This is a genomic window from Snodgrassella sp. W8135 (assembly GCF_016101225.1).
In the GTDB taxonomy this organism is placed as follows: Bacteria; Pseudomonadota; Gammaproteobacteria; order Burkholderiales; family Neisseriaceae; genus Snodgrassella; species Snodgrassella alvi.
The window spans coordinates 235,754-249,586 of sequence record NZ_JACFQX010000001.1 but is presented as its reverse complement, the minus strand read 5'-3'; the positions used below and the strand labels follow the sequence as shown (position 1 = coordinate 249,586).

Annotated in this window: 11 protein-coding genes; 8 read left to right on the top strand and 3 right to left on the bottom strand. The window is 40.9% G+C overall.

Translation table 11 applies throughout. The annotated features are described in order from the left end of the window. The first annotated feature begins 303 nt into the window (after positions 1–303). The 6 genes from atoD (at position 304) to H3T75_RS01050 (ending at position 7,630) form a co-directional block, all read left to right on the top strand. The gene (gene atoD, locus H3T75_RS01075) at positions 304–960 is read left to right on the top strand and encodes an acetate CoA-transferase subunit alpha (protein WP_025331310.1); all 657 of its coding nucleotides are present in this window, start codon (positions 304–306) and stop codon (positions 958–960) included. A 12-nt stretch (positions 961–972) separates the two neighbouring features. Beyond that, positions 973–1,629: a 3-oxoacid CoA-transferase subunit B gene (locus H3T75_RS01070; protein WP_198210789.1), complete on the top strand. Its 657-nt coding sequence runs from the start codon at positions 973–975 to the stop codon at positions 1,627–1,629. Positions 1,630–1,634: 5 nt separating this feature from the next. Then, on the top strand, positions 1,635–2,981 hold the full coding sequence (locus H3T75_RS01065; RefSeq protein WP_025331312.1) for a TIGR00366 family protein: 1,347 nt from the start codon (positions 1,635–1,637) through the stop codon (positions 2,979–2,981). Between the two features lie 19 nt (positions 2,982–3,000). Further along, a complete protein-coding gene (locus H3T75_RS01060) occupies positions 3,001–4,182 on the top strand; it encodes an acetyl-CoA C-acetyltransferase (RefSeq protein ID WP_198210788.1) in 1,182 nt (393 codons plus the stop codon). Between the two features lie 212 nt (positions 4,183–4,394). Next, positions 4,395–6,215 (top strand): two-component system sensor histidine kinase AtoS, encoded by a 1,821-nt coding sequence (gene atoS / locus H3T75_RS01055; RefSeq protein ID WP_198210787.1) that lies wholly within the window; start codon positions 4,395–4,397, stop codon positions 6,213–6,215. Positions 6,216–6,235: 20 nt separating this feature from the next. After that, on the top strand, positions 6,236–7,630 hold the full coding sequence (locus H3T75_RS01050) for a sigma 54-interacting transcriptional regulator (RefSeq protein WP_041878951.1): 1,395 nt from the start codon (positions 6,236–6,238) through the stop codon (positions 7,628–7,630). Between the two features lie 285 nt (positions 7,631–7,915). Here the strand turns inward: H3T75_RS01050 and H3T75_RS01045 are convergent, their stop codons facing one another. Continuing rightward, a complete protein-coding gene (locus H3T75_RS01045) occupies positions 7,916–8,701 on the bottom strand; it encodes an exodeoxyribonuclease III (RefSeq protein WP_198210786.1) in 786 nt (261 codons plus the stop codon). A gap of 76 nt (positions 8,702–8,777) precedes the next feature. Here H3T75_RS01045 and pyrE point away from each other — a divergent pair, with 76 nt between their 5' ends. Both pyrE and H3T75_RS01035 read left to right on the top strand, forming a co-directional pair. Further along, the gene (pyrE, locus tag H3T75_RS01040; protein ID WP_198210785.1) at positions 8,778–9,416 is read left to right on the top strand and encodes an orotate phosphoribosyltransferase; all 639 of its coding nucleotides are present in this window, start codon (positions 8,778–8,780) and stop codon (positions 9,414–9,416) included. A 90-nt stretch (positions 9,417–9,506) separates the two neighbouring features. Beyond that, positions 9,507–10,070, top strand: a complete 564-nt coding sequence (locus tag H3T75_RS01035) for a DedA family protein (protein ID WP_198210784.1) — start codon at positions 9,507–9,509, stop codon at positions 10,068–10,070. Between the two features lie 178 nt (positions 10,071–10,248). Here H3T75_RS01035 and H3T75_RS01030 read toward each other — a convergent pair whose 3' ends face one another. Both H3T75_RS01030 and H3T75_RS01025 read right to left on the bottom strand, forming a co-directional pair. After that, complete coding sequence (locus H3T75_RS01030) at positions 10,249–11,397, bottom strand: porin (protein WP_084565337.1); 1,149 nt, start codon at positions 11,395–11,397, stop codon at positions 10,249–10,251. A gap of 879 nt (positions 11,398–12,276) precedes the next feature. After that, positions 12,277–13,374, bottom strand: coding sequence for a porin (locus H3T75_RS01025; protein ID WP_078475351.1), 1,098 nt, complete (start codon positions 13,372–13,374; stop codon positions 12,277–12,279). Positions 13,375–13,833: the final 459 nt, after the last annotated feature.

The following is a 13,833-nucleotide window of genomic DNA, read 5'->3' as shown; positions in this document are numbered from 1 at the left end:
TTCCTGGATTATTCTGATACTTTATTTTCTTGTCTGCTGGTGTAACTAAAATCAATGTAACTTCTTACATATCATTAATGTCAAATAAATAATGAATACTTAATCGTGCAATTTTTTTTGCACGCAAGTGCAATTTTCTGCGCCAAGTTTATTCAAAACCCTTTTGTCATATAAAATTTATTTTTATAAATCAATATTTTATTATTTTATTTTCATTATTCCAATCTGGTATACAAATTGCAATAGCAAAGTGGCTTGCTTTTAAGCATAGATGAATTTTTAACGTGTAACAAGGAGCCGTTGATGCAAACAAAATTAATCACTACCGATAAAATCCGGGATTTTCTTAAAGACGGTATGACGATTATGTTTGGCGGTTTTATGGGGTGTGGTACGCCGTCAAAGATTGTGAATGCAATTCTGGAATCGGGTATTAAGGATATAACACTTATCGGAAATGATACAGCTTTTGTAGACACTGGTGTCGGACCGCTGATTAACAATAATCAGGTCAGAAAAGTGATTACTTCCCATATTGGCACCAATCGTGAAACAGGCAGAAGAATGATTGCCGGTGAGATGGAAGTTGAGCTGGTACCTCAGGGTACGCTGGCTGAACGGATTCGCTGCGGCGGTGCCGGACTGGGCGGAGTTTTAACACCTACTGGAGTCGGTACGATTGTTGCTGAAGGCAAGAAAGTTTTATCAGTTAATAATCGTGAGTATTTACTTGAGCTGCCAATCCGTGCTGATTTAGCCATCATTCATGCGCATAAGGCTGATTACAACGGTAATCTGGTCTATCAGTATGCTGCACGTAATTTTAATCCGCTGATTGCTACCGCTGCTGACACGGTGATTGCTCAGGCTGATGAACTGGTAGAAGTCGGCCAGATACATCCTGATGCGGTGATGACACCGGCAGCATTAGTTGATTTTATGGTTAGCACTAACGATTAAGGAATAAAGACAATGGATAAAAAAGAATTAATTGCTCGCCGTGTTGCTCAGGAATTACGTAACGGGGATGTTGTTAATCTGGGGATTGGTTTACCAACTCAGGTGGTGAATTACTTGCCTGAAGGTATCAATATTACGCTGCAATCAGAAAATGGCTTTCTGGGGCTGGGGCCTAAAACAGTTGATAAACCGAATATTGTTAATGCAGGCGGTCAGCCTTGCGGCATTGTTCCCGGTGCGGCGATGTTTGATAGTGCATTTTCTTTTATGCTGATTCGCGGCGGTCATGTCGATGCCTGTGTGCTTGGCGGACTGGAAGTTGACCAGCATGCCAATCTGGCTAACTGGATGGTACCGGGAAAAATGGTACCGGGTATGGGCGGTGCTATGGATCTGGTTACAGGTGCGAAAAAAGTAATTATTGCCATGGAACACTGTACTAAAACCGGCGAACCGAAAATATTGCCGGAATGCACTTTACCGCTTACTGCAAAAGGTAAAGTCAGCATGGTTATTACTGAGCTGGCTGTATTTGAATTTATAAACGGTCAAATGTATCTGATTGAAACCGCTGAGGGTGTGGATGTTGATACTGTAAAAGCGCATACCACAGCAGAGTTTATTGTTGCGGATAATCTGAAAACGATGTCCATTGCTACAGGGGCATAAGTTTTATGATTTCACGTTTATCCAGACATACGACTAATCTGGTCAGTAAATATCTGCCTGACCCGCTGATATTTGCTTTACTGCTTACTTTTATCATTTTTTTCATGGCCTGGGGATTAACTGATTCACAGCCTCTGGGTCTGATAAAAATGTGGGGGGACGGCTTCTGGAATTTGCTGGCCTTTGGTATGCAGATGGCTCTGATTGTGGTTACCGGCCATGCCTTAGCCAGCTCACCCCCGGTGAAATCTGTTCTGGTGTCTATTGCCTCTCTGGCCAAAACTCCTACACAGGCAGCCATGCTGGTTACTTTTGTCGGCTGCATTGCCTGTATTTTAAACTGGGGGTTTGGTCTGGTTGTAGGTGCCATGCTGGCAAAGGAAGTGGCCAGACAGGTTAAGAATGTGGATTATGGCTTACTGATCGCCTGTGCTTATATTGCTTTTATGACATGGGGTGGCGGTTTGTCCGGATCAATGCCTTTAATGGCGGCAACTCCGGGGAATCCTGTTGCACACTTTATGATTAGTGACGCTAATCCGCAGGGTATTGTGCCGATTTCTCAGACCATGTTTTCAGCCAGTAATATTTTTATTACTTCTATGCTGATTATCTGTTTACCTCTTCTGGTCCGGTTTATGGTCAGAACTGACGGTAAGGTGAATGTGGTTAATCCTGAGCTGCTGGCACCGGAACCTGATTTTCAGCGTAAGCTTGACCGGAAAACAGCTACCATAGCTGAAAAAATGGAAGAAAGTAAGCTGCTTTCTTTGCTGGTAGGTGCTCTGGGTATCAGTTATCTGCTGATTTACTTCTATCATAATGGTTTTAATATCACCATTAATACCGTTAACTTGATCTTCCTGACTGCCGGTGTTTTGTTACACCGTACACCTATGGCGTACATGCGGGCTGTCTCCAATGCAGCCAGAAGCACAGCCGGTATTATCATTCAGTTTCCGTTTTATGCGGGTATTCAGCTGATGATGGAACATTCCGGTCTGGGTGGTCTTATCACTGAATTTTTCATCAATATTGCCAGTAAGGATACCTTCCCTATCTGGACGTTCTTCAGCTCCGGCATTATTAATTTTGCCGTACCGTCAGGTGGCGGCCACTGGGTTATTCAAGGCCCATTCGTGATTCCTGCCGCACAGGCTCTGGGTGCTGATTTAGGTAAATCTACGATGGCAATTGCCTACGGCGAACAATGGATGAATATGCTGCAACCATTCTGGGCATTACCTGCACTGGCTATTGCCGGTCTCGGGGTGCGTGACATTATGGGATATTGTATGACAGCGCTGATATTCACTACGCCGATATTCCTGATTGGTCTGTACTTTTTCTAGTTAAAAAAGGGAGTTTATTATGACAAAAATTGTAATCGTCAGTGCTGCACGCACCGCCATCGGCAGTTTTAATGGTTCACTAGCCTCTGTCAGTGCCATTAATTTGGGGAAAGTCGTTATTGACGAAGCTTTAAAACGTGCTGCACTGGATGCCGGTGCGGTAAATGAAGTGATTATGGGTAATGTGCTTCAGGCCGGACTGGGACAGAATCCTGCCCGGCAGGCTGCACTGAATGCGGGTATTCCCAGCAGCGTACCGGCTTTTACTGTAAATAAGGTATGCGGCAGCGGACTTAAATCAATCGTACTGGCCACACAAAGTATTTTAACCGGTGACAATGATATTGTTGTCGCCGGCGGTATGGAAAATATGTCTCAGGCACCCTATCTGCTTGGCAGTAAAGCCCGCTGGGGACTGAAAATGGGTAATACCGAACTGTACGATACCATGGTGAATGACGGATTAACCTGTGCTACCAATCATTACCATATGGGAATTACGGCAGAAAATATTGCTGAACAGTATTCTATCAGCCGAGAGGAACAGGACAAACTGGCACTGCGTTCTCAAAAGCTGGCTACGGAAGCTAATAACAATGGTGACTTTGAAGCAGAAATTGTTCCGGTTACCATCAGCTCACGCAAGGGCGATATTATCTTCAAACAGGATGAATATCCCAAAGCAGACAGCACTGCGGAAGGTCTGGCAAAACTCAGACCGGCGTTTAAAAAAGACGGTACAGTGACTGCAGGTAATTCTTCCGGTATTAATGATGGTGCCGCTGCTCTTGTGCTGATGTCAGAAACCAGAGCAAAAGAATTAGGCTTAAAACCACTGGCATATATTCGCAGCTATGCTTCTGGCGGCGTCGATCCGAGCATAATGGGAATGGGTCCGGTACCGGCAACCCGGCTGGCTTTACAAAAAGCAGCACTGCAACTGTCTGATATCGATTTAATCGAAGCAAATGAAGCTTTTGCTGCTCAATTCCTCGGTGTCGGACGCGAGCTGAATTTTGACATGGACAAAACCAATATTCATGGTGGTGCCATTGCCCTGGGTCATCCTATTGGCGCCAGCGGTGCGCGTATTCTGGTTACCCTGCTTTATTCTATGCTTCATCGTGATAAACAGCTGGGTCTGGCAACATTATGCATTGGCGGCGGACAAGGTACGGCTGTTATTCTGGAACGCTGTTAATGATAATCCGGTCAAACTAAGAGTTATGTCTGGTTAACAGACATATGATTAGGTTAATCAGTCAGGTGGTAATGAATTTATCCGATATCGCCTGACTTGTTAATTTGCATAATTCATCTGATAATCTAAAATTAATTCAGATAAATATTTTGGCTGTGTATCAGCCGGATATTAAAAATATTTTATTGATAATTATGGATATTTGAGCACTTATGAACACCAGTTTTCTTCAGCGCCTATATCCGGAACGAATCAGTGCCCGTATCTTTTTACTGGTGACCTTCCTATCCTGTTTTTCAATTTTTGTCTGTGCCGTTCTAATTGATAAAGAAGGGCGCGAACTTCTCAGACAGGAAAAAAGCCATAAACTTTATGCCATTACCAAAACTCTGGATTTGCTTTTAGGTGATGCTTACCAGCAAGTGGATAAAAGCCTGCCCCGAACACAACAAATTACCCAGCTTAATCAGTATCTCTCTCCTAAAATCGAACCGCTGCTGAAAGACATGCCGAATATTGCAGCCGGTTATTATCATAAACAATTAGATGCCATTGTATTGTATGCCCCACAGTCAGCCTATGGTGTGAATGTTGGTAAATCTATTCCGGCTGAGCATAAAGGGCGTGAAGTCATGACCAGCGGCCGACATATGATTGAAACCGGCCAGCAAGTCCGCGGCAATATCATGAATGCCATGACTCCTATTGTGCGCAATAATCAGATAATCGGCTATATCTGGGCTAATGAAACTTTAGATGACATTGAAAAACAGGCGTTTGTATTTGATAAAAATGTCATTATTATCAGCCTGATCTGTATGCTGAGCTGTATCTGTATTGCTTCTGTTTTATCCAGAAAACTGAATACTGATATCAATATAATCAAACAGGGGCTGGAAAAACTCCCCTTCTCGCTGGACAGGCGTCTGCCGGTTATACGCGGTGAGCTGAATGAAATTGTCAGTGGAATTAACAGTCTGGCCGAAAAGCTCAGAAAAACCAAAACCATCAACGAGCTGATTCTGGAAAACACACTGGATGCGGTTATTACTGTGGATAATAATGGCTTTATTACCATGTTAAATCCGGCTGCAGAAAAAATCACCGGCTATCAGCTGGAACAAGTCCTTGGCCGGCCATATTCAACCATAGTTGATGATAAAAATTTTCAAAGTCCTTTACTGGATACTTTATATAATGGTATCGATCATGTCGGTGTGGAAGTAGATTTCCCGGTTGCCCGGCAAATTATCCGAATCTCAGCCAGCACCAGCCATCTGAAAGATTATCAGGGCAATATTATTGGTGCTGTTGTTATTTTTAAAGATATTACCGAACGGGAAGAGGTAGAAAAGTTAATCCAGCAAACCGAACGCCTGGTGGCACTGGGCGAGCTGATGGCAGGCATTGCCCATGAGATCCGCAATCCGCTGGCTGCAGTACGCGGTTTTGTGCAATATCTGCAAAATGATTTACCCCGTGCTGAGCAAAATGAATATCTTGAGATTATTCTGAAAGAAGTGGATTCGATTAATCAGGTTATCCAGCAGTTACTTGATTTCTCAGTACCCTCAAAAAATTATTATGTTTCGGTGCAATTAAACGACCTGATTAATGAAGTGCTGGTACTGGTTAATTCATCTCACCGCTCAAATAACATCGTCCTGACTCTTTCATTAGCCAGCCAGTTACCGCCATTGTATCTGGATAAAGAATTAATCAAACAGGCAATACTGAATTTATTAATCAATGCCATCCAGGCAGTCAGTGATCAGGGCAACATTGAAATCTCTACATTAATGTCTGCTAACCAAAAGTATCAGTTAATCCGGATAAAGGATGATGGTGAAGGCATTAAAAGCGAAATAATGGATAAAATCTTTACACCATTTTTTACCACTAAAATTTCTGGTACCGGACTGGGTCTGGCCATGGTAGAGAAAATAGTTTCCTCACATAAAGGGCAAATTAGCATTAAAAATAATGAGCACAGCAATGGTGTTACGGTTGAAGTAGCACTTCCCGTTAACTGATACACAATAATCCGGAATTTATGTCAGAAAAAATCTTAATTGTCGAAGATGAATTAAATCTGCGCAAACTGTTATCTATTTTTTTATCACAGGAACATTATCAGGTTATTGCTGTTGATAATGCAGAAGACGCTATTGAAACCTTAGAACAGCAGCCGGTTGATTTAATTTTAATGGATAATCGCCTGCCTCAGATGAGCGGGCTGGAAGCACTAAAAATAATTAAACAGAACTATACGGATATATCCATCATCCTTATGACCGCCTATGCCGGTGTGGATACGGCGGTAGAAGCATTAAAACTCGGTGCAATTGATTATATTGTTAAACCCTTTGACCTGAATGAACTCAAAGCACTAATAAAACGTACTCTGGAGTTGAGCAAAGCTAAAAAAGAGGGAATGGATTTATCGCCGAAAATAGAATTATTCAGCTCGGATAATAAGGGTCATATTCTGACTAACAGCCCGAATATGATGGAACTGTGCCGCAATATTGCCAAAATTTCACAAACCAAAACCACCGTATTGATTACTGGTGAAAGCGGTACGGGTAAAGAATTAGTCGCCAAAACCATTCATTATTACAGTACCCGCTCAACCGGCCCGTTTATCAAAGTAAACTGCGGTGCATTACCGGAAACCTTGCTGGAAAGTACTTTGTTCGGACATGAAAAAGGATCATTTACCGGAGCTTATCAACGCCAGATTGGTTTATTTGAGCGTGCACACCAAGGGACACTTTTTCTGGATGAAGTAGCTGAAATGTCAACCAATCTTCAGGTTAAGCTTCTGAGGGTAATCCAGGAAAGAGAATTCGAACCAATCGGTGGCAGCAGATTAATTAAAACTGATTTCAGGCTGATTGCCGCTACCAATCGCAGCCTTCAGGATATGATCAGCACTGGTGAATTCCGCGAAGATTTATTCTACAGACTGAACGTAATGGAATTAAGCTTACCACCCTTACGTGACCGGAAAAATGATGTCATGCTGCTGGCGCGCTATTTTGCCAATCAGTTTTGCCATGAAAATAATAAGGAGTTACTGGATTTTTCGATTAGTGCGGTAGAAGTACTTAATCAATACCCATGGCCGGGCAATGTGCGTGAATTGTCTAATGCCATCGAACATGCAGTAGTCATGTCCAACGGACTGTTTATCTATCCGCAAGATTTGCCCGCACAAATTATTGCTCATAAAAAAACACCTGATTTTCATCCTGATTTTAGTGAAGATGAACAGCTTGGTGCTACCTTAAAAGAAAAAGTCAAAATTTATGAAAAAGAATTAATCATTAATGAATTGAGGCTGAATAACGGTCACCGGGAAAATACCGCCCGCTCTCTAGGCGTCAGCAAAAGAACATTATTATATAAAATGCAGGAATACGAGATTGTAGAGACCATTAATTAAATCACATTAACTCAGTTCTATGAATACTTGTTACTGATATTCTCATATTTATTACCACGGCAAATATCAGTCTGCTATCAGACAATCAATATACAGGCGTTTACTGAACGCTTTACATGTATGCAATTAATGTAGTGATGGGAAATAGAATTTATCATAAGCGGATAGAGCATGCAGCCCTACCCGCTTCTGCCTATTCACTGGTAGCCGGATTAAATATATTACTGGTTACGCAAGCTACTTGCTGATCAGATTGTTATATATGACAGCCGAAAACCAATTGCATTACTTCGAGCACTTTATTTGATAGTCATAATCAACAATCAAAGGCGCATGATCAGAAAATTTTTCTTCTTTATAGATCGTAGCAGTTTGTGCACAGGCAGCCAGTGCTGGCGTAGCCATCTGATAATCAATACGCCAGCCTACATCTTTGGCATAAGCCTGCCCGCGATTGCTCCACCAGGTATAACCGGGAATCTCAGGATACAGCGTACGCCAGATATCTACCCAGCCAAGCTCATTGATAATCTGGCTCAGCCATTCACGCTCTTCCGGCAAAAAACCGGAATTTTTCAGATTGCCGCGCCAGTTTTTTAAATCAATATTCTGGTGCGCTATATTCCAGTCGCCACAGATTACGATATCGCGCTGTAAGGCTTGTAATTCGCGCAGAACCGGTAAAAATTTATCCAGAAAACAGAATTTAGCCTGCTGTCGCCCTTCCGAACTGCTTCCAGACGGCAAATACACAGAGATAACACTGAGCTTGCCAAAATCAGCACGTACATAGCGGCCTTCATGATCAAAATCTTCCCATCCTAAGCCGATTTGCACATCATCAGGCTGCTGTTTACTGTAAATTGCCACACCACTATAGCCGCGTTTCACTGCGGTATGCCACGCACCATACATACCCAGCGGATGCTTCATCTGCTCAGTCATATCCGCTTCCTGGGCTTTTAATTCCTGAACACATACAATATCAGCCTGTGCCTGCGCCAGATAATCAATAAAACCCTTACTGGTAGCTGAACGTATTCCGTTTACATTGGCTGAAATAATGCGCATCCGCATGTCCTTTCGATTAATGATAAAATTTACATCTTAAAATTTTTAATCTGCCATTTTACCATTAAGGATCATTATGTCTGATTTCCGTCAGGATTTTCTGCACTTCGCTCTGCAACAGCATGTTTTAAAATTTGGCCAGTTCACAACCAAAGCCGGCAGACAATCACCTTATTTTTTCAATGCCGGACTGTTTAACGATGGCTATAGTATTCTGCAACTGGCACGTTTTTATGCACGCTCGATTCTTGCCAGCGGTATTGAATTTGATATGCTGTTCGGACCGGCCTATAAAGGCATTATTCTGGCCGCAGCAACAGCCATGATGCTGGCGAAAGAAGGGCGTAATGTACCATATGCCTATAACCGTAAAGAAGCAAAAGACCATGGCGAAGGTGGCGTACTGGTTGGTGCACCGCTTAAAGGTCGTGTACTGATTATAGACGATGTTATTTCAGCCGGTACTTCCGTACGTGAATCGGTTGCCATCATCCAGCGTGAAGGCGCGGTTACTGCAGGTGTAGCCATTGCACTTGACCGCATGGAAAAAGGTCAGGGAAATCAATCCGCCGTTCAGGAAGTCGAACAACAGTATCAAATACCGGTAACGGCCATTGCCACATTGGAAGATTTACTGCTGTTATTAGAAAATGATTCAACTCTGGCTGATTATCGCCAGCCGGTAGCTGATTACCGTCGGCAATATGGCGTGTAAATTTTGTCTGGTTCTGGCAAAACAGATTGCCAGAACGGTTCAAACAACCTTATGTTAAACAAATGATTTCTTTCTAACCCGATTAAACAGATGAATGTTGAGCAATTACTGAATCACTATGGCTATCTGGCCATATTTATCGGCAGCATTCTTGAAGGTGAAACCATACTGACCCTGGCCGGCTTTTTCGTACACAAAGGCTATTTATTATTTGTGCCTTCAATCCTGTGTGCGGCAGCCGGCGGGATGCTGGGTGACCAGATATGTTTTTTGCTCGGCCGTTATTACGGTAAACACCTATTGCAGCATTTCCCTAAACTGGATCCGATGGTAGCCAAAACCGATCGTTTGCTGTGTAAGCACAGCTCTATCATTATTATCGGGGTACGCTTTATGTATGGTTTGCGTATTGCCGGCCCGATTGCCATCGGTATGAGTAAAGTAACATTCCATCGGTTTCTGTTATTTAATGCATTGGGCGCTTTACTCTGGGCAACCATTATCGTTAGTTTTGGTTATCTGTTCGGACAATCAGCTCAATGGCTGTTTGCAGAGTTTCAACAATATACGAAACTGCTCTTTGTTGTTATTCTGATAGTAGCTGTATTTGCTTGGCTGATATACTGGTATATCAAACGGCATCGTAATAAATAAAACTGAAACCAAAACAGCTTTTAAGCAAAATCAGTAATTAAATAATTATGCAAATCTAATTGCAGATACAAAATACAGATGTATTTTATTTCACTAATTAACTGGTTGGATTTACCGGATATAAAAAATAAACCCCGCTGCTGCGGGGTTTATTCTAAAATCAGCTAACAAAGCCTGATTAGAAAGTATGTTTCAGACCAACACCAAATGCAGTAGTTTTATTTTTACCTCTGCTTTCGTTCAGTTCATTGTAGCCGTTACCCTCACGCAACCAGCCAGCCTGTACATTAGCAGTAGTATGTTTAGAGAAATCATAATCAGCACCTAATACGATCTGATCGTATTTGGTATTTTTCATTTTATCGCCATCCAACTTAATGTCCCAGCCATGGGCATAAGTGAATTTCGGAAAAATATTACCAAAGTGGTAACCAACAGTCAGAGCCGCTTCCTGTCCCTGATTATCCCAGGTTACATTATGATCACCAACATTCATGGTGATTAAGTTACCCTGCTCATTTACGCCCACAGGAATAGAAGCACCTTTTAAACCATTGAAATAAGAACTGGTATTTTTGGTATATTGGTAACCTACACCTACAAACAGATTATTAGCATCATAGCCGCCTTCAACGCGATGTACCTGACCGTCTTTTAATTTAGTGTTACCGGATTCAGTCATTATAGCTGCTGAATTTTTCAGATAATCGAAGCCATATTTTGCAAAATATCCGGCATTGCGATAATTCAGACCGATACTGTATTTATCGCCGGCACCCATACCATAATCATACTCACTGTTCCGATCCCCACCATTTACATTATCACGAGGAGAGTATAATGCATTAAATTTGAAACCAGCCCATTCCGGAGAATCGTAAGCAATACCTACATAACGCTGACCGGTACGGGTAAATTTACCTAAACCCAGCACTTCATTGTTGTATTCCCATGGATCTACTGTATCCATATTAGCCTTCATCTGATTACTAATGCGACCAGCACGAACAGTACCGAATTCAGACTGAAAACCAATGAAAGAATCACGATTAGCCCAGCCATCAGCTTTACCATTACTGTTACCCAGATGGATAGCAGACTCAACCTGCCAGATAGCTTTCAGACCATTACCTAAATCTTCAGAACCCTTGAAACCGATGCGTGAACCATAATCAGCTATACCATTCTGGTACGGACCACGGCTGTCACCACTGGTTTTAGTAGAAGATACTTCATAGCCTGCTTTCATTTGGCCGTATAAAACAACATCTGCCATAGCAACAACCGGCAAAGTGGTCAAAGCCAAAGCAATCAGGTTTTTTTTCATTACTGTATTCCTAGTCTCAACGTCAAAAATACAAACCTCAAAAACCAAATGAAGAGCTTTTGAAGTTTTACATCAATCGCCATTACGACGAGTGTGCGGAATATACTGGTCGGGTAATAAAAAAGCAAACCACTGATTCTAATTATTGATTCAGGTAATTTTCCTCATTAAAGAATAGGTAAAATAAATATTAGAAATGTATTTAAATGCTGATAATATTCTTAGATACTATAATAATAGTAACTAAAAAAAACACTAATTGACTTTAATAAATATTAAAAATACATTTTTTATATTTCAGAAAAGAATTGTACAGAAAAGTCATTTACAACAACCGGAGAATTAATTTATAAATATCCTTGACCGGAACCACAATACTTATAAACCATTTTTTTATGGTATTCAGTTAAACCAGTACTATTAAGATAAATATCAATATTCTTAAATGGTTTGTTTTTTTGAATTCTTATTAATTTCTGAACTTCTTTACAAATAATTCTTGAATTCAAATGATAATTTATACCGGTATATGCTCATTACTATGTAATAATTCAGTAATATCAATATTTATATTTTTTATAAAAATAATAATTTCTATTTAGTTGTTTCTGTATCAATAATTTATCAGAGTATTTCCATACATATTTGTCTAGAAATGATTTATTCGGATATAACATTAATCATTAGGTTTCGATGTATTCGTATTGAAATTCTGAAAGGAATACCGAGAATGAAATGTAGAAGAACCAGCTGTTAAATAATTTGGGATAGCATTTTATTTATATTGTTAAAAAATTAATCCCTGACTGAAGAACAAACTAAACTATTCTTCAATCAGGGATTAGACTCAAATACTAATCAGTAAGAGTTAAATACTAATTAGAATGTGTGTTTCAGACCAACACCGACAGCGGTAGTTTTGTCTTTACCAAGATCTTCGCCGTTACCTTCACGCAACCAGCCTGCCTGTACGTTAGCAGTAGTACGTTTAGAGAAGTCATAATCAGCACCTAACACAACCTGATCGTATTTGGTGTTTTTCTGTTTGTCACCGTTAATTTTTACATTCCAGCCATGAGCATAGGAAATTTTCGGGAAAATATTACCAAAGTGATAACCAACAGTCAGAGCTGCTTCCTGTCCCTGGTTGTCCCAAGTTAAATTGTGGTCACCAATGCTACCAACACTTGCTTCTTTTAAACCTCTGTAGTATGAAGTAGTGTTTTTAGTGTACTGATATCCAACACCTACAAACCAATTATTGGCATCATAACCACCTTCAACACGGTGTACCTGACCATCTTTCAGATCTGTTGTCAGATCATCATCTACTTTAACAGCAGAATTTTTCAGGTAGTCAAAACCGTATTTAGCATACCAGCCAGAGTTTTGGTAGTTCAAACCAAGGCTGTATTTCTCACCAGTACCGATACCAGCTTCGTACTCAGCAGGACGATCACCACCGTTTACATTATCACGCGGAGAGTACAATAAGTTGAAGCTGAAGCCAGCCCATTCCGGAGAATCGTATGCAATACCTACATAACGGGCATCAGTACGGGTGAATTTACCCAGACCCAATGCTTCATTGTTGTATTCCCATGCATCAACAATGTCCATATTAGCATTGATCTGGTTGCTGATACGACCGGCGCGAACAGTACCGTATTTAGTTGCCAGACCTAAGAAAGAGTCACGGTTAGCCCAACCATCAGATCCGCCATTGCTATTACCCAAATGAATGCGGGATTCAACCTGCCAAATAGCTTTCAGACCGTTACCCAGGTCTTCAGAACCTTTGAAACCGATACGTGAACCGTAGTCACCAATACCATTCTGGTAAGGACCGCGGGTTTCACCACTGGTTTTAGTAGAAGAAACTTCATAGCCTGCTTTCATTTGGCCATACAAAACAACCTCAGCCATAGCGGCAACCGGCAAAGTGGTCAAAGCCAAAGCAATCAGGGTTTTTTTCATTGCTGTATTCCTTTTCTATGTCGAAAAAACAAACTTCAAAAACCTAATGAAGAGCTTTTAAAGTTTTGCATTAATCGCCGCATTAGCGATTTCATGGCTGTCAATATAATGCTTTAGTTGCAAAAAAACAAATTCATTTGCAAACACACAACACTTTTGACCAATCCTGCTGCGGCAAATAATAGGTAAATAACAATATTTTCAATTATATTCAATGAATTATATATAAAATAATCCATTAAAATAAAATATTTTCAGTTTTTAAAAGTGTTGCACTTTTTCAACACAATAACTGAATTAAATAATCAGTCTGAGCAGCTATTGTATCAGAGGTAACTTATTGTCACCTGTGCAAAATACGTTCCAATAACTGCTTAATTGGTTACCAGTATTATATAAATTAATAAGTAATTTATAAATATCATTCTTAATTCAGCATGATATTTTCTCAGAAGCGCT

Bases quoted from the DNA above. Each gene is read 5' to 3' on its own strand.
- atoD (WP_025331310.1), top strand. From the start codon at position 304: ATGCAAACAAAATTAATCACTACCGATAAAATCCGGGATTTTCTTAAA.
- H3T75_RS01070 (WP_198210789.1), top strand. From the start codon at position 973: ATGGATAAAAAAGAATTAATTGCTCGCCGTGTTGCTCAGGAATTACGT.
- H3T75_RS01065 (WP_025331312.1), top strand. From the start codon at position 1,635: ATGATTTCACGTTTATCCAGACATACGACTAATCTGGTCAGTAAATAT.
- H3T75_RS01060 (WP_198210788.1), top strand. From the start codon at position 3,001: ATGACAAAAATTGTAATCGTCAGTGCTGCACGCACCGCCATCGGCAGT.
- atoS (WP_198210787.1), top strand. From the start codon at position 4,395: ATGAACACCAGTTTTCTTCAGCGCCTATATCCGGAACGAATCAGTGCC.
- H3T75_RS01050 (WP_041878951.1), top strand. From the start codon at position 6,236: ATGTCAGAAAAAATCTTAATTGTCGAAGATGAATTAAATCTGCGCAAA.
- H3T75_RS01045 (WP_198210786.1), bottom strand. From the start codon at position 8,701: ATGCGCATTATTTCAGCCAATGTAAACGGAATACGTTCAGCTACCAGT.
- pyrE (WP_198210785.1), top strand. From the start codon at position 8,778: ATGTCTGATTTCCGTCAGGATTTTCTGCACTTCGCTCTGCAACAGCAT.
- H3T75_RS01035 (WP_198210784.1), top strand. From the start codon at position 9,507: ATGAATGTTGAGCAATTACTGAATCACTATGGCTATCTGGCCATATTT.
- H3T75_RS01030 (WP_084565337.1), bottom strand. From the start codon at position 11,397: ATGAAAAAAAACCTGATTGCTTTGGCTTTGACCACTTTGCCGGTTGTT.
- H3T75_RS01025 (WP_078475351.1), bottom strand. From the start codon at position 13,374: ATGAAAAAAACCCTGATTGCTTTGGCTTTGACCACTTTGCCGGTTGCC.